Annotated in this window: 18 protein-coding genes; 10 read left to right on the top strand and 8 right to left on the bottom strand. The window is 37.8% G+C overall.

Annotated elements, in window-relative coordinates:
- Window positions 1-61: 61 nt before the first annotated feature.
- From EHQ47_RS07130 to EHQ47_RS07120, 3 genes are read left to right on the top strand one after another with little or no spacing between them, the layout of a single operon-like run.
- A complete protein-coding gene (locus tag EHQ47_RS07130; RefSeq protein ID WP_135776860.1) occupies window positions 62-1,597 on the top strand; it encodes a hypothetical protein in 1,536 nt (511 codons plus the stop codon).
- A 19-nt stretch (window positions 1,598-1,616) separates the two neighbouring features.
- On the top strand, window positions 1,617-3,083 hold the full coding sequence (locus EHQ47_RS07125; protein WP_135776859.1) for an OmpP1/FadL family transporter: 1,467 nt from the start codon (window positions 1,617-1,619) through the stop codon (window positions 3,081-3,083).
- A gap of 47 nt (window positions 3,084-3,130) precedes the next feature.
- The gene (locus tag EHQ47_RS07120; protein WP_135776858.1) at window positions 3,131-5,740 is read left to right on the top strand and encodes a PAS domain-containing sensor histidine kinase; all 2,610 of its coding nucleotides are present in this window, start codon (window positions 3,131-3,133) and stop codon (window positions 5,738-5,740) included.
- 1 nt (window position 5,741) lies between these two features.
- Here EHQ47_RS07120 and EHQ47_RS07115 read toward each other — a convergent pair whose 3' ends face one another.
- Genes EHQ47_RS07115 through EHQ47_RS07105 form a run of 3 tightly spaced genes read right to left on the bottom strand, consistent with a single transcriptional unit; the run spans window position 5,742 to window position 9,810 of the window.
- Window positions 5,742-6,632, bottom strand: coding sequence for a patatin-like phospholipase family protein (locus tag EHQ47_RS07115; protein WP_135748406.1), 891 nt, complete (start codon window positions 6,630-6,632; stop codon window positions 5,742-5,744).
- Between the two features lies 1 nt (window position 6,633).
- The gene (locus tag EHQ47_RS07110; protein ID WP_135776857.1) at window positions 6,634-7,884 is read right to left on the bottom strand and encodes a C40 family peptidase; all 1,251 of its coding nucleotides are present in this window, start codon (window positions 7,882-7,884) and stop codon (window positions 6,634-6,636) included.
- A 15-nt stretch (window positions 7,885-7,899) separates the two neighbouring features.
- Window positions 7,900-9,810, bottom strand: a complete 1,911-nt coding sequence (locus EHQ47_RS07105) for a patatin-like phospholipase family protein (protein ID WP_244290244.1) — start codon at window positions 9,808-9,810, stop codon at window positions 7,900-7,902.
- A 139-nt stretch (window positions 9,811-9,949) separates the two neighbouring features.
- Here EHQ47_RS07105 and ruvA point away from each other — a divergent pair, with 139 nt between their 5' ends.
- A complete protein-coding gene (gene ruvA, locus EHQ47_RS07100) occupies window positions 9,950-10,549 on the top strand; it encodes a Holliday junction branch migration protein RuvA (RefSeq protein ID WP_135748408.1) in 600 nt (199 codons plus the stop codon).
- Between the two features lies 1 nt (window position 10,550).
- Here the strand turns inward: ruvA and EHQ47_RS07095 are convergent, their stop codons facing one another.
- Window positions 10,551-11,183 carry a hypothetical protein gene (locus EHQ47_RS07095; RefSeq protein ID WP_135748409.1) on the bottom strand — a complete coding sequence of 211 codons (633 nt, stop codon included), beginning with the start codon at window positions 11,181-11,183 and terminating at the stop codon, window positions 10,551-10,553.
- Window positions 11,183-12,727, bottom strand: coding sequence for a restriction endonuclease (locus tag EHQ47_RS07090; protein WP_135748410.1), 1,545 nt, complete (start codon window positions 12,725-12,727; stop codon window positions 11,183-11,185). Before EHQ47_RS07090 ends, EHQ47_RS07095 begins: the two co-directional genes overlap by 1 nt.
- Between EHQ47_RS07090 and EHQ47_RS07085 the strand changes: the two genes are divergently transcribed.
- The 5 genes from EHQ47_RS07085 to EHQ47_RS07065 are packed head-to-tail and all read left to right on the top strand — an operon-like array spanning window position 12,721 to window position 16,209.
- Entirely contained in the window at window positions 12,721-13,329 is a 609-nt protein-coding gene (locus EHQ47_RS07085; protein WP_135748411.1) for an ABC transporter permease, read from the top strand. The two genes, EHQ47_RS07090 and EHQ47_RS07085, sit on opposite strands and share 7 nt — an antisense overlap.
- The gene (locus tag EHQ47_RS07080) at window positions 13,329-14,000 is read left to right on the top strand and encodes an ABC transporter ATP-binding protein (RefSeq protein ID WP_004789028.1); all 672 of its coding nucleotides are present in this window, start codon (window positions 13,329-13,331) and stop codon (window positions 13,998-14,000) included. Before EHQ47_RS07085 ends, EHQ47_RS07080 begins: the two co-directional genes overlap by 1 nt.
- A 2-nt stretch (window positions 14,001-14,002) precedes the next feature.
- Window positions 14,003-14,899 carry an ROK family protein gene (locus EHQ47_RS07075; RefSeq protein WP_135776888.1) on the top strand — a complete coding sequence of 299 codons (897 nt, stop codon included), beginning with the start codon at window positions 14,003-14,005 and terminating at the stop codon, window positions 14,897-14,899.
- Window position 14,900: 1 nt separating this feature from the next.
- Window positions 14,901-15,245 (top strand): histidine triad nucleotide-binding protein, encoded by a 345-nt coding sequence (locus tag EHQ47_RS07070; RefSeq protein WP_135776856.1) that lies wholly within the window; start codon window positions 14,901-14,903, stop codon window positions 15,243-15,245.
- 10 nt (window positions 15,246-15,255) lie between these two features.
- On the top strand, window positions 15,256-16,209 hold the full coding sequence (locus EHQ47_RS07065; protein WP_135776855.1) for a lysylphosphatidylglycerol synthase transmembrane domain-containing protein: 954 nt from the start codon (window positions 15,256-15,258) through the stop codon (window positions 16,207-16,209).
- Between the two features lie 68 nt (window positions 16,210-16,277).
- Here EHQ47_RS07065 and EHQ47_RS07060 read toward each other — a convergent pair whose 3' ends face one another.
- Window positions 16,278-16,739: a VOC family protein gene (locus EHQ47_RS07060; RefSeq protein ID WP_004788496.1), complete on the bottom strand. Its 462-nt coding sequence runs from the start codon at window positions 16,737-16,739 to the stop codon at window positions 16,278-16,280.
- Window positions 16,740-16,911: 172 nt separating this feature from the next.
- Window positions 16,912-17,145: a YbjN domain-containing protein gene (locus tag EHQ47_RS19815; RefSeq protein WP_279638201.1), complete on the bottom strand. Its 234-nt coding sequence runs from the start codon at window positions 17,143-17,145 to the stop codon at window positions 16,912-16,914.
- Between the two features lie 150 nt (window positions 17,146-17,295).
- Here EHQ47_RS19815 and EHQ47_RS07050 point away from each other — a divergent pair, with 150 nt between their 5' ends.
- Entirely contained in the window at window positions 17,296-17,616 is a 321-nt protein-coding gene (locus EHQ47_RS07050) for a YkvA family protein (RefSeq protein WP_135747884.1), read from the top strand.
- 21 nt (window positions 17,617-17,637) lie between these two features.
- Here EHQ47_RS07050 and EHQ47_RS07045 read toward each other — a convergent pair whose 3' ends face one another.
- Complete coding sequence (locus EHQ47_RS07045) at window positions 17,638-20,799, bottom strand: efflux RND transporter permease subunit (RefSeq protein ID WP_135776854.1); 3,162 nt, start codon at window positions 20,797-20,799, stop codon at window positions 17,638-17,640.
- Window positions 20,800-20,825 lie beyond the last annotated feature (26 nt).

The raw sequence follows: 20,825 nt of genomic DNA, 5'->3' as shown, positions 1-20,825 counted from the left end.
TTTTTTTACTTGAAGACTTTAGAATTGACATTTCCTTTCCCACTCATGAAATGAATGCGTAATGAATCATCTATTTCTAATATTCTTTCTTCTTTTTTTTACTTTCGTTGGTTGTAAAAAAGAAAAAGATGAAAGTAATTCCTTGGAAGCTTTGGTGTCTCGCTTTCTTGTTAGAAACTTACTAAACTCCAATATCAATTCCGAGTTACCTTCCAATTTAAGTGTCGCAGTTCCAAGATCCATTCGCAAACCTTCCTCAGGTCTAGGAGCTTCCCTTCGAAAAGTACCAAAATCAATTCGTTCTATTTCAGCATCCAAAGGAATTGCCCAAGATACTTTTGATTATGGATTTACAGGCCAAGCCTTTCTGACAGAAGGCACGTCGATAGTTTCAGAAATTTTAAGAGATTCCAAAAGAGATTTAGTCCTTATCAGTGGTGCATACTCCATTGCAAAAGCAAGTCCAGGTGTTTGTTTACCTGGTGGTGCCTCTACCATCAGAATCACTCAATCAATGGAAGATGATTTTTTATCTGGAATCGAACGACTCGGACTAAGCCCTGACGAAGCACGAGGAGAACTTGTTAGTTTACAAAATGAAGGGATCCTCCCCTTTATTGGGCAAGCAGTTCCTAGCCCTGCCATGGTCTATCGAAACCTGTCGAATAACGAGTATGATATGGAGATTGAATATTCTTTTGCCGATTCCATTGGAACTCCCCAACCCTGCCCGGCAAACAATCAGTTTCAAAAAAGCATTAAATTTAAATCGGACAAATCAAAAATCTTTAGTTCGATCACCCGGTCTTTGAAAATTTTTGGAATATCACTGAGTGTGGAAGCATCCATCACATACATCACATTGGCAGGAAAAAAAGACAAAGCCATCCTCAATATCAAACAAGTGACAAGCGGCTCTGGTAGCACAGATAAATCTACCACAAGATTCACTTTCGAAGAATGTGACAATGATACAAATGCCAACGCAAACAATTGTGTAACCTTAAGTTATAGCAATGTTTATGATACAAGTTCCGGCGATAAAATTACAACTTCTGTCAAAGGGAAATCAAATGATTATGGGGGTTATGTAACCACCGAATACATAGACAATGCCAACCAAGAAGAATATTACCTAGAAGAAACCTACGATGCCAACGGAGATACTGCGTATTTTGCCGTTGATTATTACGATATTGGAAACGCCACCAATGATTACGAAGAGTTAGGTTACTTTGATTATGATCTTTATGGACAGTTTTATGAGATAGGGGCAAATGCTTATCAATTTGAATGGGATGCCTATGTCGATTTTTTCATTGCATTACCGGGTGGCAATATCGGAGTGGATGCTGGTTTTGTCGAATATGATGCTTACGTAATCATGCCTAATGGAATCAATCCGAATGTTTATCCTGACGAATACATTGGATGGGGAGAGTTCTTCAACAATGTCAATAGTGGCGGCCCAGTTTATTATATAGATTTTTATGGCACAGCAGACCAAATACCATCTGCGGATGTTTGGCGCTACTATATTGATGCTAGTGGCAATGAACAATACACTTTAGTGGCAAATACAGTAGTACAAATTTAAAAATAAATTAAAATCAAATATGTTAAAATTCAAACTCTTTAGAAATTCTATTCTCCCAATTTGTTTTTTGATTCTTTTCCCAAGTTTAGTTTTTGGGTCCGAACCATTTCATAATATCCAAGGATTTTATGGAGAAAGGGCAGCGGGACTTGGAGGAGCGTTTACAGCCATCGCCGATGATCCTTCCGGTGCCTATTATAATCCGGCTGGACTTGGATTTACTTATAATGATGGAATTTCCATCTCTGCCAGTAATTTTAAAGATGTAAAAAGAAGTTATATCAATATCGATACACCGGGACAAGTTTACAACCAAACCCACCAAGGATTTGATCCAAACTTCATAGGTTTATTAAAAAACTTTGATCGATGGAAATTTGCATTTTCCATTGTGAATACTTATAACTACTCATATAACCGAGTGGACCAAGTGAACTATCCTCTTGTTTCTCCATCTATCAACTCAACAAGAAACTATACAAAGGAAAAATACAACCAACTCCTAGTGGGCCCTAGTGCTGCTTATTTACTTTCCGACAAACTCTCGATTGGTGCCACTCTCTATTATATGAATGATACAAAAGAAGTATCAAGAACCCAATTCCAACAGTTTTCAGATTTAAGTTATGTAATGCGATCTTACGTAGATAACCGAAGGACTTCAGGAATTATGCCGGTTCTTGGAATCCAATACCAACCCATCCAAAAACTATCTTTGGGCCTAAGTTACAGAAGAATCTTTGTGATGGGAGGAAATCGACTTTACAACGAAGTGTATGCGGATTCTACAAGAAGGCCCGGTTCTTCTGCGATTGATTTCATTGAAGGAACTGGAGATGGTGCCTCTTCCATCGAAGCCGGAGTTCTCACTCAAAAACCAAAACTCACAACGTCAATCCCCCAAACATCTGAGTTACGATTTGGAATCGCCTTCTTCCCTACTTCTCGTTTTTTGGCTTCTTTTGATATGATTTATACAACTGGATACAAATCAAAACGAAACCAAGATGAAATCAGTGCCTTTGGTAGACGAGTCACATATACAATCAACGATACAGAAGTTAGAGAATTAACGAGAGCGTCCACCACCAACTTCGCTGCGGGAATGGAATACTACCTAGCTGACACATTTTCTGTGTTAGCCGGAATTTATACCAACGAACCAAACACCAAACCAATTTCTTGGACAGAATCAGCGGTTGACCTTTACCTTCAAAATACATACGGAAACCAATTACAAATGAATTCCGGAGATGCAAGTGTCATTTATAAAGTCGCAAGATCGGGAACGAACCCAAGAAACGAGTATTCCAGAAACAAAGGTTTAAGTTTAGGGTTTTCATGGGTTACTTCAAAATCATCAGTATCCGTCACATATATCAGAGAAGTTGGATATGGAAATTCTCGTATTGATCCAAATTCCCTATCACAATCTTTTGAATACAGTGCTCACTCTGTTTACATTATGGTTAGTTCAAGAAATTAATTTATATTTTACTTGTCCTTATCGATCCACATCCTATATTTCTGTAGATGGGATTGGAACTGACAGACCAAAGACTGATCAATACCATTTTAGAGCAGTCGGTAAATGCAATTGTCATTTCCGATTTAGAAGGAAACCTTCAATTTGTAAACCAGGCATTTCTTTCTCTATGGGGATATGACAATATAGACGAAATCCTCGGAAAAAATGCCCTCACATTCACCGATGACAAAGAAAAATCAGAACTCATTTTATCTGAAATCCTTACCAAATCCCAATGGACAGGAGAATTACGAGCCAAAAGAAAAGATGGATCAACTTTTGAAATCGCTGTCTCTGCTTATAGCTCCAAAGACAAACAGGGAAAAATTACTCATTTACTCGCTAGTTTTTCGGACCAAACCAAAACAAAAGAATTAGAACGTTATGCAAAAGAGAGAGAAATCTATTTTTCGCAAATTTTAGATTCAATTTCTGACTTAGTTTTTTGTAAGGACAAAAATTATACTGTCACTTATGTAAACAAAGCCTGTGCCGATTTTTATGGGGTCACAAAACAAACATTAATTGGGATCAAAGATGTTACCTATAACGATGAAGAATTTACAAAGGCATATCACCAAGAAGACAAAAAAGTATTTGAAACTGGAACCACTAGTTATGTAAGAAGAGAACCGAATGTTGGACCAGATGGTATCACTAGAATTCTGGAAACTGTTAAAAACCCTATCCTCGATGCAAAAGGAAACATAAATGAAATTGTTGGTGTATCCAGAGACATTACAGAAACTCAAGTTTTAGAAGATCGTTTGCAATTGGTAACAGAACTTACCTCAGATTATATTTATACAGCAAAAATTGAAAATGGCGAAGTGGTTGCGGAGTGGAGTTCAAAAGAACTACGGACAACTTCAGGTTATTCCATTGAAGAAATAACCAAATTAGGTGGTTGGTTCAATCTCATCTTAAAAGAAGACCTAACAAATATTGCAGAGAGAATGACAAAAATTTTGAAAGGAGAAACGGGTGTGGTGGAATACCGTATCCGTACAAAATCCGGAAAAATCAAATGGTTACGCGATTACACTCGCCCTATCAAAGATGAAACGGGGAAAGTCACTTCGATCATCGGTGCAGCAAAAGACATCACTTCAGAAAAAGAAACAGAATTAAAATATTTGGTCAGTAGCCAAAGATATCACGCGGCAATGGAATCCGCTTTAGAAGCCATTTACTTTTTAGAAACATCAAAAGACAAAGAAGGAGAAATCATTGATTTTATCATTTCTGATGTAAATCAGAAAGCAGAAGAACAACTGGGAAAAAAAAAAGAGGAATTGATTGGAAAGGGAATTTGCCAACTATTTCCGGTAAACAGAGAGAATGGATTCTTTGAAGATTATAAAAAAGTAGTTAAAACAAAAATTCCGATGGAACAAGAATTCCAAATTCCAGGAAACTATGCTGCCCCAGGTTATTACTTTCACCAGGTAATACCAACTAACGATGGAATTGTGATACAAACGAGAGATATTTCTGATAGAAAGAGAATGGAAGAGTTACTTCTTCGAACAAACCGTCTAGCCAAAGTAGGTAGTTTTGATTATGATTTAACCAATGGGCAGATTACCCTCTCAAAAGTTGCCACCGAAATTTTAGTCCAAACTTCAAACCATTTGTATTCTGTAGATTTAAGTTTTTTTGGAACCAAAGAATTTATAAAAATATTAAAAGAAAAAGAAATTCACTGCATCAAAACAAAAGAAACCTTTGATTTGGAATGTTTAGTCGAAGCAGGTTCTGGAAATGAATTCTGGATTCGAATCATTGCTACACCCAAATTCATAGAGGATCATTGTATTGGATTTTATGGAGCCATCCAAAACATCCAAGACCAAAAATTAGTCCAAAACTCTCTATTTGAAAAAGAAAACCTCCTTCTTACCAAAAACAGAGAACTTGAATCTTTAGTCCAGATTACAAAAAAACAAAATGAAAGATTGAAGGAATACACGTATATTACATCGCATAACTTGCGTGCACCGATCACCAATCTCATCAGTTTGACAGAAATGTTAAAGGAAAATCCTTCCAACCCAGAATTACTTGGGTTTATCGAATCCTCATCTTATCAATTGGATCAAATCATACGAAATCTTAATGAACTTTTGAATATTGAAAGGGATACTAAAGAACTTCCGAGATCAAAAATTTTAATAAAAGAAAGTATCGATGCACAAATTTTACTCTTAAAGAATGGAGCCAACCGAGAAATCGAATTTACCAACCAAGTTCCAGAGGGAATCCAACTTCTAGGATTCCAAGCTTATTTTGATAGTATTGTGAATAATATCCTCACCAACGCAATCAAATATGCCAATCCAAACCAAGTTTGTAAAATTAGAATTTCTTTTCAGGATACAAAAGAATTTTTAAGAATTGGAATTAGTGATAATGGTCCAGGAATTGACACCAAAAGACATGGCCAAAAATTATTCAATATGAACTTTCGATTGCGCCAAGACATAGAAGGAAAAGGAATGGGCCTATTTCTCTCTAAACACCAAATTGAAGCCATGAATGGGTCCATTGAATTAGAAAGTGAACTTGGGAATGGATCCACCTTCTATCTCAAATTTCCGAAACCACAAATTTGAATTAAGATTTTTTTGTAAAAAAATCTTTCGCATCTTCGTAACCTTGTTTTAACAAAAGTTCTGCCTGATCTTTTTTAAAATTCAAAATACTTACTAAACCTAACATTTGTTTTGGTGCGATTACAGAAATTTTTGCATTTTTAAATTCGGTTCGTAAACCTAATAAAAAATTTTCAATGGGAGTAAGTCCCTTCATGACTGCTTTTCTATACTCTAAACCTTGTTCGACACTTCTATATGAGCCAAGAAGATACAATTCAAATAATCTTTCCAAAGCTTCATCTTTTGTTTTGGGTGCATCCATCACTCGCATGCCACCAACTGGTGAAAGTAAAACCACGACAATTTCTGAAGCTTCATGTGTGAGGGCGGGTAGGATGGGAGTGTTCGCCATCACTCCTCCGTCCCAATAAGGTTCTCCATCAATGATCTGCCATGGAAATATCATCGGAATGGCAGAGGAGGCAAGTATATGTTCAATTTGTAAGTTAGGATTTTCAAAAAACTTAAGTTCGGAACTAAGAATATTGACCGCAGAAATAATCACTTTCGTTTTGGATTCATTGAGTTTTGTGAAATCTAAATTTTCATGAATGAATTTTTTTAAGGGATAGGTTTCCACGAGTGGATAGTATTTTTTTCGAAAAAAACCTTTTAACATATTCCAAATCGAATAACGCATGATATTTTTTTGGTTTAGCCGAAGCCATAATTCAGACAATCGACTAGAATTCATTCCGGATCCAATGGCACAGGCATTGATGGCACCAACGGAGGTTCCACAAATGATATCTGGTTTCCAGTGAATTTCTTCTAAATACCGCAAAACCCCTGCCTGGTAGGCTCCTCTTGCTCCTCCCCCAGACAATACGAGTGCTCTTTTTTTTCCCATCCTATTTCCCTACCGTAAAAATATCTCGACCTGTCACATACCTCTCCTTCCACCATTTTTCATTTAAGGATTGGATCACCACACCTCTGCTAGTTGATGCATGAATAAAATGATCATTGTCCAAAACCATTCCCACATGAGTAATTTTACTTGTGTTTGGTGATGCGGAGAAAAATACTAAATTTCCAATTTGTTGCCGATCCCTGGAAACAGACTTTCCAATCTGTGCTTGGTCTCTGGCAGACCTTGGGATCATCCTCTCATTCATTCCAATTTTTGGATCGGTAAGAATCGACTTGGTCAAACCAGAACAGTCAACACCTCTTTTCGAATACCCACCGTAAAGATAGGGTGTTCCAATCCACTGGCGACCCACTGGATCCACTAACTTACGTTTCTCCTTATCACCGCTGCCTACTTGTGGCAAAGTGACTGTTTGTTCTTCTAAAAAAATAAGATTGGGATCGAGTTTAGGACGTTCTTTTGTGACCCATTCTCCTTGTTCATTCCAAATGATTTCTGTTCGTCTTTCAGATGTTTGAAAGTTTTCTTTTGCCATTTGTTTGGAACTCAACTGAATGGAATCTGTTTTGACTGTCTCCCAATATGTTTCCTCAATCTTTCCTAAAGAAAGTGAATGCCAGTCTTTAAAAAACTTTGATTTTTTCTCTTCACTTAAATTTTCAAATTGTTTCGGAAGAATTGGTTCCAAACGTTTGAGAGTGAGAAAAGAATTAGATTCTTTTTTTTGTGATAAAACCACCAATCTTCCTGCTACAAGAACGGAGGCACCACTCCATTGTTTGGATTTAGCAAGTCTTAAGATTTCGAAAACTGTTTCTTCAGAAACTTTGGAAAGGGCCATCTCTTTAAAAAACTTACCCAAGTAAGGAATGTCTTTTTTGTTTGGTTTGGCTGTGATAAAGTAAGGAATCAATTCCTCTGTTTCTTCCCAATTCAAACCATAATCTTTTAAAATGACAAACCTTTCGACCTCGACTGCAAATTCAGAAGCGGGCATTGACTCAAATGCTGCCCAAACTCGTAAGGATTTTACTATTTCTTTGATGGAAGCTTCGTTGGCACGGTCTCCCAAACGTTTGCGTATTTCATTACGAATCAGAAGGGATTCTTGTTTATTATAAACGGATTCCACTAAGGAATCTAAGTTTTGAGCCCAAAGGGAAGGTCTTTGTCCAAAAATAAAAAAACAAAGAAGAAAAACCGTAAGAAAGTAACGATGCAAAGACATACTTTCTATGATAACCTAAAGAATTGATTGTAAAGTAGGATTTAAAAATTTCTCCCGACTCCTAATGATTTTATCAACGGAGGATACATATCCCAGTTCAATGAGACGTTCATAAGCAAACCAATCTAAAAGTCCAAAGTTATTCGTTGGAATTTGCAAAAACAAATCTGATATCTTTTCTGTTTGTCGGATCCGGTCCCTACTCGAAGCCAAGATTGATCGAATGATAATGTCCCCAATGGGTGGAAACTTGGGTCTTAAAATTTCATTAAAGTTGATTAAGTTTGTCATTTGGGTCAAAGGATTTGTCATCACACCAGGATTTGTTTTATCAAAATAAGCAGATAATTCCTTGTCTTGGTCAGGATAAATATCACCAAAAACATCTACAGAAATGATCTTTCCTACACCTCGTTCTTTCAGGGCAATTCCTGGAACATTGTCAAGCACTCCTCCATCGACATACACAACTCCCTCATCAATAAAAGGAGGGACCACTCCGGGAATGGATGTACTTGCTCGAATTGCCTTCCATAAATCACCTTTGTCAAAGACATGAATTTCTGAATGTGATAAATCAGTTGCGATGGCAAAATACGGAATCCATAAATCTTCTATTTGGATGGATCCAAAAAATTGCCGAATGGCTTCCGTATATTTTTTACCTGTGGTCAGTGATAAAACAGGAATTGTATATTCATTTAACAAGTCTTTGGAGATCCAAAAGGCCTTTGCTTTTTCTTCACTACCTTTACTTGTTTCACCCATCGCAATGAGAGCAGAAAAAATAGCTCCAGCGCTCGTACCGGAAACCATATCAATAGGAATTTTGTTTTCTTCTAAGGCCCGCAAAACACCTAAGTGGGCAAATCCTTTGGCACCCCCACCTCCCAATGCCAGACCAATGGATTTTCCAAGTAAACCCCTTCCCAATCTTTCCCAGGTATCCAAGCGGTCAAAATGCACATGGTAATGCCGTTGGAACTTTCTTTTTTGTAAATGTTTGATGGTCCCTGGAACCACATCCACTGCATTCGGTTGGAGAAGGACGAGAATTTGGTTTCTTTCTTTGATTTGTTTTTTATCGAGAAGAGATTCTAACTGAATGCAGTTTGGGTCAGCCGTTGCCTCTTTGATGAATAAAATGGAATCAGACTGACGAAGAGCCCTCTCCGACCAAGTCGTGAATTCTTTTTTGTCTTCTAAGAGGTAAAAAACAAAATCATATTCTGCTTCCATTTGAGAAAAAAAACGGATGATCCAAGGTTCTCTGTCTTTTTCATCTAACGACTGCAATTCGCTTGTTCGATCGAAAAAAACCTTTTCATCAATAACACAAAAAGATCCGTACCTTAGGAATACGAGACCAATTTTATGAATGATTTCATCTAAGTAATTTTTTGGAAGAGCTGTTAAAATAGAAAAGGTTCGAGAAAGCGGAACAAATTCCTGGTTTTCTTTTTTTGCATTCGCCAAACGTTCCGCGATGATTTTTGTGATTTGTAAAAGACTCTCTGGGTATTTGAGTAAAATGGACAAAGCCACATCTCTTGGAACTCGAAGGAGTTCAGAATCGCGAATTGCTTTCACTGTAGCGGATCGTCTTTCTCCAGTGAACAAACTCAGTTCTCCAATGATATCAAGTCGTTTGAATTCACCTACGTCGCGAATGGACCCGTCGACACCTCGTTTTTCATAACGAAGTTTGCCTGCAGCTAAAATATATAAATCATTCCCTTCTGAATTTTCTTCGAATAAGATCTCTCCCCCTACTAAAAATTCCCGAACTGTTTGGTCCTTCATTTCCCGAAGAACCGTATGCGGTAAATTTTTAAATAAATCTGCCAAAGTGAGATACTGTGCCAGACTAGGATTTTTTGATAACCGAATTCGTTTCACCTCATTGGTTTTACAAGATGGATGCAAAAATTCAACCTCCTTTTCTTTGTAAAACCAGGCAAAAGAGAATCTCTATAACCCGGATGTCCCTTGTATCTGGGATGGAAAACAAAAGAGTTGTCGCCAGAGAGATGGATTCCTAGAATTTGGAAGCGGAACCGATACGATGATTGCAAGTTTACGTGGGAAATTAATTCAATTAGAAATGGATCACCTGGTCCTTGATGTAGCAGGTGTCGGATATGAAATTCATATTCCCTTTCCCTTACATTTAGAATGTAAGGAAAAAATGAAAGAGGAGATTTTTTTACATATCTTTCATTCCATCACAGACAGAGGAGAACGTTTGTTTGGATTTTCCACAAGAAAAGACAGGGAACTTTTCCAACTCATCAAATCTTTGCATGGAATTGGAGAACTCACTGCCTTAAAAATTTTATCTTTTTTTCAAGCGGACGATTTGTACAAAATTGCCAAAGAAGATGACAGAAAAACTTTGGAAAAAATTCCGAAAGTGAAGGGAAAAACTTCTGAAAAAATTCTTTTCGAAATCAAACAGAACTTAAAAAAACTAGAAACTTTCCTGAGTGATGAATCAACAAAAACAGATCCAGAAGACAGAGAAACGGATCTGGCAACTCTTGCCCTCATTCAACTTGGATTTGATGAAAAAACGGCCACAAAACAAGTGTCCGATGTCAAAAAAGTAAATCCACTCGCAACCGCATCAGAGATAGTCAAACAAGTAATTACTGGAACCAGATAATTCAAAACATTCGGAGGAGATACCAATGTCCCTCCACTTTGATAAAACTTGGATTAATTAAATACCGTTCTAGTTTTGGATTTTCCTCAAACCGAAATTTAACCTCTACCTCTTCAATAGAACTTACATAAATATCAACTGTTACTTGTTTGGCGAAAGAAAATACATCACGGACAGTCAAATTTCCGAAACTTCCTTTTTTTTGATCCAACTTCTCTTGGTCAAAATAATAAACCTGAAAGTATCCGTATGGATCGTTTAGGTCATTTTTCACTTCCTCGACAGACCAATACCCTTTGGCATCAACATACAAACCTTTGGTCGGATGAATGAGAGAGATGAGGTGGTGGAATTTCCTTTCACAAAGATCAGAAAGTAAAATTCTTAATTCGGAAAAAACAACAGTTTGGTCAAATTTGGAAAACGAAGATCCATAAATTTTACCTAACACCATAGGTATGGGACAAATGAGTTCTTTCTTTTCTGGATTTGTAGAAACATTGAGATCTTTGGTTTCTTTTTGCGGATTGGATTTTCCATTACTTGGTTCGGATCCACTTGTTTGGATTTGGCAATGATTGAAAACAAATAAGAATAAAACAAAAAAAGAAATACGTAGGTTTTGAAATTTCATCACATTGTTTTGTTGAGAAGGTCCTCGAACAGATCCCCACTGTACATCTCAAGGGCACCGTTACTTGCTGCGATGATTTTTTTCCCACCTTCTGTGACATCAAAATTACCAATCACATAACCTTTGGTGGCACCCAACTCTTCCATTTGGTTTGTCATCTCTCGCAAAAAAACATCCGAAACTTTTGCATCTTTCCATTTGCGGACACGGAAAAGTGCTCTTTTGTTTACGTCTTCTTTGGAAGAGGCAAGTAAATTCACACCATCGGCTTCAGGGTTCGACATTTCTTTTGTGACTCGATACCCCATACTCATGACCATACGAGTGGCTTGGTTTTTAAAATTGGTCCCAGGAAGGCTAATGAACTTTTCAAATTTATCGAGACCGAGCATATCCAATTTGGATGTTAGTTTTTTTCCCGCATCATCCACCATCCCTTTGATATTGAAAGGTTTAGAAGAACGCATTCCACTTAGTTCAAAGTATCTAGAGTTAGGAAATAAGTTTACAGATAATAAATTGAGTTCCCGCGAAAGATCATATTCATGAGTTAATGATTCAACAGTTCCTGTTCCCCGCTCCAATCTATATTTTAAATTGGCAAGAGCCACAACGTCGGGATCATCCAACCGTTCTGCCTCCGCTTCAATCAAATATTCGGATGCATCATCAAGTCTTCCCATATACACAGTAATCATTGCAAAGTGAATGCTTGTTTCTATGATTTCACTTGGCCAAGCATTGAGCCTTGCCATTTCCAAACACAAACGACCATACTTCAATGCCTCTGGAAAGTTTTGCATGAGGATGGCTTCTGTCATTAAAAACTGAAAGAGGGTAAAACGCACAAACTCATCTTCGATCTGTTCGCTGATGGCCACAGCCGTTTTCACGGCATCTTTATGTTTGTTCTCCCGAGAAAGAGATAAGGCATATAAAAATCCCGAAACAGGAGACTTCTCTAGTTTGTATGCCTTTTCAAAGTATTCCCTTTCCTTTCCCCCACCTGTCACACCGGAGATCACACCACGTGCAATGAAGTAAGAGGAGAGATTGATTTTTTCTTCCGGGATTCTTGAGAAAAAATGGTCTGCAATTTTAAATTCTTTTTGTCCTAGGGCCATAAACCCCAACCGAAGGCAGGCAATGGGATTCGAACGGTCTGCCTGGAGGGTATCTAAATAATGAAAAAAAGCCTCTTCAAAAAAATCCTTGGTATAATAGATTTCAGCGATTCGGTTTGAAACCGTTACGGAATCGATTTCTTTTGTATACCGGTTGTTTTTTTTAATGATTTCGAGGTGTTTGGCTTCGTTTAAGGGGTCATTCTCCATGGCATAGATTTTTGCCATAACATAGTGGCCATAGGGGTTTTGGTGGTCCTCTTCCAGCTTTTCTCGAACGAGGGCCCGAGCATCCAAGAAATTCCCGAGAGTGGCAAGACTTAAGGCCTTGGCATAACTATCCCTTCTTTGCCCTACAATGAAGGTCAAAAGAAACCCGAGCATAATCACAGCTGCTCCCACAAAGATAAAAAATGCCAAATTCGCTTACTTCCTATTTTCCTATTTTAGTTGGTAAAAAAGAGTCTTACGTCAATTCTGTCCTGGAAGTGATACAACTCACCTACATTTCGTTTGCTCTTCGACTTCTCTTCCGGGATCGACTCTACTCGGCGGCCTATGGCCTCGTCGGTGCCCTCGTTTTTACATTCTTTTTACTCACTATCCGGATTCACTTCCATCTGTATGGAGGTGTGTCCCTTACTAGTATCGTTTCCTTTGACCAATCTCCGCAGATTCTTTTTTATTCCACGAGTTTTGCGCTGATGGCTCTCTTTTTCTTTCATTGCCTTCACGGTCTTGGTGACATTGGAGTGATGATGGCCATAGGAGGAAACCGATTGGGTTGTATCTGGCTCCACTCTTTGTCCTTATTTTTCCTATTTTTACCAAGTTTCCTAATGGCGATCCTGATAAATCTTGCTTACTTAAATCCACCAGCAGACTTCGGGTTCATTAACGAAATCAAATCCGTTTTTTCTTGTTTGGTTCTCTTTATCACATTAGGACTTCTTGTTTCTGTTCCCGCCATCGGGATCAGCTCTTTCATTGATCCTTACAAATCCATCCGGAGACAAAAATAATGTTACTCCGTGTTCACAATTTGACCAAACGATTTGGCAAAGAAGAAGCTGTCAGTTCCGTGAGTTTTGATGTGAACCAAGGAGACTATGTTGCCATCATTGGACCATCCGGTTCCGGCAAAACCACCTTACTCTCGATGCTCACTGGAATGCTCTCACCGACAGAAGGTGACATCCTGTATGACCAAATCAAACTTTCGCAAATATCAAAACAAGAACTGGCGGAAATCCGAGCTCGTGACCTAGGACTCGTTTTTCAATTTTCCGAACTTGTCGGAAACCTGACAATCAGGGAAAACATCCTTTTGCCAGCTCTCTTTACTCGTAAATTTTCGAATGATGACTATATTCGTAAATGCGATTATTTGATCGAACATTTAAAGTTAGGTGACATACAAAATTCCCTTCCTCGTACTTTGTCGGGAGGACAAATCCAAAAAGCGGCAATTGCTCGGTCACTCATCAACGATCCAGCCATCCTATTTGCGGACGAACCTTCTGGAGATTTGGATCCAGAAAATAGTTATTTGGTCCAACTCCTATTAAATGAATACAACAAACGAAATCATTCCATTATCCTTGTTACACATGATATGAAACTTGCCTTCGATGCCCAAACTGTTTATGAAATGAAACAAGGGAAATTCGACCAAGTCATTAAGGGAGAATGAGTTTGCGAAATGCCATCGGGGTGGATATCGGTGGAGGGAGTATCAAAGTAAGCCTCTTTGAAGAAACGGGAAAAGAACTAAAGTCCCTTGTTTCCCCCACACCAGAACATTTAGACAACCAAAGTTTTTTAGAAATTTTAAAAGATACCATTCGTCCGCTAATACCCGATGCAATTGGAATTGGTGTTGGATCTCCTGGCCCCATAAACAATGAACAAGGGATTATGATATCCAGTGCCAATCTGCAAGGCCTAAAAAACTTACCGATAGGAGAAGAACTCAAAAAAGAATTTTCCCTTCCTGTTTGGTATGAAAATGATGCGAACTGCGCAGCACTTGGTGAGGCCTACTTCGGTGTTTATAAAGATACAGAATCACAACTCATCATTACTCTTGGAACTGGCGTAGGTGGTGGTTTTGTAGATAAAGGAGTTCTTTATTCCGGTTATTTAGGCAACGGAATTGAAATTGGCCATACAACATCTGTCATCGGTGGTGCTCTTTGCGGTTGCGGGGTTCATGGATGTGTTGAAAGTTATTTTTCTACACGTGGTTTTTTAAACCGTTATGTAGAAAAGTCCAAGCAAACCTTGGAAAATGCAGAAACATTTTTCCGACTGGTTCGGGAGAAAAATCCAATTGCCCATGAAATTTTACATTTTGGAACCTTGGCACTAGCTCATGCGGTTCGTGGAGCGATTCATTTGCTTAACCCAGAAGCAGTGGTCTTTGTGGGTGGAATCACAAAATCCTATGATTTATTTGGTAAAGTGTTGGAATCCGAAATTAGATCCAATATCTTTCCCGTGTTAAACGATCGACTCAAAATTGGTGCCGGAGGAAGTTTATCCGGAGCTTTAGGCGCTGCATCGCTCGTGTTTTCAAAGGAGAAAGTATAATATGGAAAATTGTCTTTTCTGTAAAATTGCAAGTGGGGAAATCCCAACCAAAAAGGAATATGAATCAGAAAACATTTTAGTGTTTCATGATATTACTCCGCAAGCCCCCTTCCATGTACTCATCATCCCGAAAGTTCATATTTCTAGTATGAACCAAATTGGAGATTTGAATCCAGATATCATAAAAGAAATTTTTCTAACCATCCCCAAACTGGCCCACCAAAATGGAATTTCAGAAAAGGGATATCGTTTAGTAAACAACTGTGGAGATTTTGGCGGACAAACCGTCCAACATATCCACTTCCACATGTTAGGTGGTCGTCATATGCAGTGGCCACCGGGTTAATTAGGAGAATATGAGAAAATTATTATTTGGAATTTTAGTTTCAGGCATTGCGGTCTATTTTCTTTCTAAGAATTTTGACCTTGCTGAATTTGAACGTTTAGAAGGGAAAATCAACTGGTGGATTTTTCCATTGTTATTTTTATCCAATCTTTTGGCTTTTGTTCCCTTTTCGATTCGCTGGTATTATCTTTTAGAAAAAAAGATTAGTTTTGCGAAAGCATTTACCACTGCCATCATCGGTGTTGGCCTAAATATGGTTCTTCCTGCAAGAGGTGGAGATCTTGTTCGTCTCATTATGAACAAACGAGATACAGAACTTCCACTTACCCATCTATTCAGTCGTATCTTTTTAGAGAAGGTGATGGATTTGGGTTCTGTCGTTGTGATTGGTGCTGCTGCCCTCTTTTACATGGGACTTGGCCAATCCAAAAACTTAAGCCTTCTTTTGATTTCCGCACTTGTCATTTTTGGAATGATTGTTGGGCTCATCGTTGTTCGTTACTTTTTAGATCCCTTACGCAGTTTTATCAAAAAACTATTTGGCTTTGTCGGCAAACACGAGCTATACGAAGACAAACTAGACCATCATTTAGTCGAATTTTCATCATTTCTAAAAGGCGATAAATTACTGAAACCAGTCCTCTATTCAATTCCTACTTGGATATTTGGTTATGCTGTCTCCTATTTACTTGCCGGATTACTAATTGGTATGCCTCTAAGTTTTCCAGAAGCTCTACTCTTTATGTTTTTAGGAGGGATGGGTGTTGCCATTCCTTCGGCTCCATCAGGGATCGGAGTATTTCATGCCGCCATCATATCGGGATTTATTATTTTAGGAAGAGATCCGGGAGAAGGACTTGTGTATGCGACAGTGGTCCACCTAACACAATTTATCATCACAACTAGTCTTGCTCTTTTTGCATACTTGTATTGGAGATGGACTCACAAAAAAATCCAAAACTAAATTGGATTCCTTTTTTTGCTCTGGCAACCATTGAAGTTTGCACTTCACAATTGCCAGAGTGATATGAATTAACCTAATGCTTTGATCACATCTTCTGGAGCTTGGACGAGTTCAACAAGTACCCCTTCACTACAGAGTGGAAATTCTTCATTTCCCTTCGGGTGGATGAAACAAACATTGTATCCAGCTGCCCCTTTACGAATCCCACCGGGAGTGAATCGAACTCCTTGTTTTGTCAAATAATCAACACATTCTTCCAATTTATCAATCCAAAGACCGATATGATTGAGTTTTGGGTCGTGCACTTTTGGACTTTTGTTTGGGTCAATGGGTTGCATCAAATCAATCTCAACTTTGAAAGGACCATTTCCCATGGACAAAATATCCTCATCCACATTTTCTTTTTCACTTTTATAATCAGACACTTTTGTGAGTCCCATCACATCGACCCAAAACTTGGATAATTTTTCTTTTGACTCACCGCCAATGGCGACTTGTTGGATTCCTAATACTTTGAAAGGGCGGGACATACTTTACCTCAATTGTCTTAATTTATAAAAAATTCGTATTACCTTTCCATATTCTCTCAAAGACCATTCAGTGAAAATTATTTTTCTAGATAGTTTAGGTGATTTCTTTTACTTAAAAATCTTCCAATTTCCAATGATTTATCGGATCATGAATTATATGCAATCCAACAATTCATTCCGCAAGAATGAGCGAGGTGGTAAATTGCGAGTTAAGAATCTGAAATTTCTGCAAAAATTCACGAATTGCTTCTTCGCTAACTCCACCACTATAATCAAAATCACTTTCGATAATAAGTCTCACATCAGTATCTAGGTAACTACGGGAGTATCTCATTTTCTGATTCCAACGATTTGCTAAATTAATTTTGTTTGGTTTATCAGAATTGAATGATGAATCAATTTGCATTGAAGTATCATTAGAAAACATAAGACCAACCTTTTTTCAAGAAATCACTATGGTTTTTCTGCTTTGGATTATGCAATTTTAAGTAGAAACAAAAAAAAATCATAGATATTCTAAAAGAAAAAATGGGAAAATCAGTGGAATAATGTCGCTATGAAAGAAAACGAAAGAATAGAATTTATCAAAACCAATTTCTGGAAAAAAATAAAAGAAACAGGAAAAAAAATACCTTTTGTGAAAGATGTCATCGCAATGTATTACTGTTTATTGGATGACAATACTTCACTAACAGCCAAAGCTTCCATCGCTTTTGCTTTGTTATATTTTATTTCTCCAATTGATGCGATTCCAGATGTGATTTTGGCCTTAGGATATACCGATGATGCCGGAGTGATCGCAAGCACTCTTCTTCTCATCAAATCCCAACTAAAACCGGAGCATTATACAAAGGCAAATGAATCTTTATCAGACTAAATGCCTTTGTTTCATAACAAACTAACGTTTTCCCAAAAGCCGAGCAAATGATATCTTTGAAAAGATATGTTTAAAATCTTCTTTGATTCGGTATAAAACAGGAACAAATACCAATGTCACTCCAGTTGCAAAAAACAATCCCCATCCAAACGCAAGTGAAAGTGGTTGCACAAATGGATCCAAAGTAGGAATCCCGTAAGCACTTGGCACAAGCCCAATCACAGTACTGATTGTTGTTAAAAAGATAGGTCGCAAACGGATGGCACCACCGTTGATAATGGCATCCTCGATCGACATCCCTTGCAAACGGAGTTCCTCAATAAAGGTAATGAGGATTAATGTATTTGCAACAATCGATCCGCTGAGAGCCACTATTGCTAAAGTACTCATAAAACTTAATGGCATTCCATGTGTCATCAGTGCAAAAAGTACACCTACGATTCCGAAAGGAATGGACCCAATGATAACCGTTGTTGTTCCAATGGAATTAAAATATACAATAAAGATTCCAAAGATGACAGCAACAGCAAGTAACATCGATATACCTAAATCTCGAAAAGACTTTCCTGCATCTTCCTGTTCACCACCAAAGATAACTGAGTAACTATCTTTTGTATATTTATCAACATTTACTAAATTCTTAAGTTGTCTGTTCACAAATAAAGAAGTTGTTTTATCCGTATCAACCGAAGCTTCGAGTCGTACCACTCGTTGTAAGTCTTGCCTATTGATCATGGAGTAATCACGATCCTTTGCAAAATAGGCAACCTGGTTCAATGGGATCAGTCTCCGGTTCCTATTTTCAACCTTTACCAAATTCAAACTTGAAACTGACTGTCTTTCTGCTTCAGGAAAACGAACAAGGATATTAATTTTATCTTCTCCTTTGCTAATCGTAGAAGCAACCTCACCGTTAAATGCAGTACGAACGGATCTTGCGATGTCCCTAGCACTGACATCAGTTCGTCCAGCAATTTCATCTTTCACAAAAAAACGATATTCTTCCTTTCCTAATTCTAAATCGATTCGAATGTCAGAAACACCGTCCATTTGTTTCAATTCTTTAATATATAAATCTGCAATCTCTTGAATGACAGCAAAGTCAGCACCACGGATTTCCAAACTCACAGGTTTTCCAACAGGAGGGCCTTTAATCTTTGCATTTACATCATAAATCATTTCTTTTGGAAAATTGCCAGATACCTTATTTTCCTGAATGTATTCACGAATCTTTTTAACAAGGACCCTCGCATCTTCCCATTCGTTTCTATCCGCTGCAGTCACAAGTTTCATTGTTAGGTGTGATCTATGAACTTCCTGACCAGGTTTTGGATCGGTAATTGGATTTTCATGAATTCCAATTCGACTTCGTAAATGTACAAAATCTTTTCCAGCCATTTTCGTAACCACAGGTTCTATCTTTTCAATGGTTTCTAAGTTCTTTTGAAGAGTTGTTCCAATTGGCATCCAAATCTTAATTTCAATGTCCTCTTCACTTCCAGAAGGAAACATCACAAAAGGTAAAAATCTTCCAGCAAGAAACAATGTGAAGAAGAAGATAAAGGTAAATATGGATAGAACAAAAACCCTATGTTTTAATGCAAAAGTCATCGTTCGTTTGTATCCAGAAATCACATACCCAAAGATACCTTCTTTTTCTTCAATGGATTCATCCTTTTTAATTTGGTCCTTAAAGTTTTTTGGCAAAAATTTGTTCAACCAGTTCGGCAAAAATACAAGAGCAAAAAGAAGTGAACTTGCCAGTGTCACAAGGACCACCGCAGGAATTCCTAAAATAAATTTTCCAATGACCCCACTCATAAAGAGTAATGGAAAAAATGCGGCTGAAATCACAAGAAAGGATACTAGAAGTGGAACCAATACATCTTTAAAGGTTTGTAAGATGGCATCCCTTCTATCCAATCCTTCTTGCATCAATCGATATGTATTTTCCGCTACAACGATAGAGTTATCTACCATCATACCAAGAACCATTACCATTCCAAAAATGGTGATTGTATTGATCGTAAACCCAAATTGTTTTAAAAAGATAAAGGCAATAAGAAAGATAAAGATAATTGCCACACTAATCATAATACTTAAGCGCATACCTAAGATAAAGATAAGTGACAACAATACTAGGACAAGGCCCGTCTCAAAATTTAAAATCAAATCACCAAGTTGACGGCGAACGTCCCTGCTTTTATCATCATAGATTTTTGTTTCAATCTCAGGAAAGTCACCTTCCATGGAAGAAACTACTGTTTTTACAGTGTCAGCAGTAGTAATGATATCTGCTTGGTCAGTTTTCCAAACACGTAGGATGATACTGTTTTTACCGTTTAACTTTTCGTAGGTTTTTTCTTCTTCAAATCCATCAAAGACTTTTGCCACATCTTTTAAAACAGTCGCAAACCCAAATTCGTTTCCTAACATCGGAACAGAAAGCATATCCTTTGCTTCTTCAAAATCTCCACGAGTTCGAAGAAGGTATTCGGTTCCGTTCACTTTCAACCGACCAGATGGAATATTGATATTTCGTGAACCCAAAGCATTGAGAACGGTATTTAGCCCAACCTCTTTTGCATTGAGAGCTTTGGGATTTACTTCCACGAGAAATTCACGATTTCTATATCCAATTTTTTCGATCTCAGCAATTTCCTTAATTTGAAAAAAACGATCTTCAAAGGCTTTTGCAGTGTCACGTAACTTACGATAGTCGGAAGTCGAATCCTTGGATTCTTCTTTTACTGAAAGTGCTAAACTGATAACTTCTTGTTTTTCAGTTGTGATTTCTCGCACCTTGGGTTTTTGTGCGTTATCCGGCAATCGAACGGAATCAACGGCATCCTTGACATCATCTAAAACTTTTTTAGTATTCTTTGTCCCCTCTACGATGAAGATCATGATCACACTTACGTTTTCCAAGTTATAACTTCGAATTTTATCTATCTTGGCAACGGCTCGTAATTTTTTTTCGATCGGAATGGCTACTAAACGTTCAATTTCTTCCGGGGTGGCACCTGGAAGAGGAGCCTCGACAACGATTTTATCAAGTGCCACATTCGGAAAAGCTTCCCTGTGCATTGAGAGTAAACGTGAAAGTCCTATTAAAACGAAAAGGACTAATATAAACTGAATGATAAGTGTTTTATCGGTAATGAATTTAGCAATGTTTTGCATTCGTTACTTCCCAAAAATTAAAATAC

Origin of the sequence: Leptospira bourretii (assembly GCF_004770145.1) — a bacterium.
Classification (GTDB): Bacteria; Spirochaetota; Leptospiria; order Leptospirales; family Leptospiraceae; genus Leptospira_A; species Leptospira_A bourretii.
The sequence above is the reverse complement of the archived record's forward strand: the minus strand, read 5'-3'. Positions and strand labels throughout refer to the sequence as shown.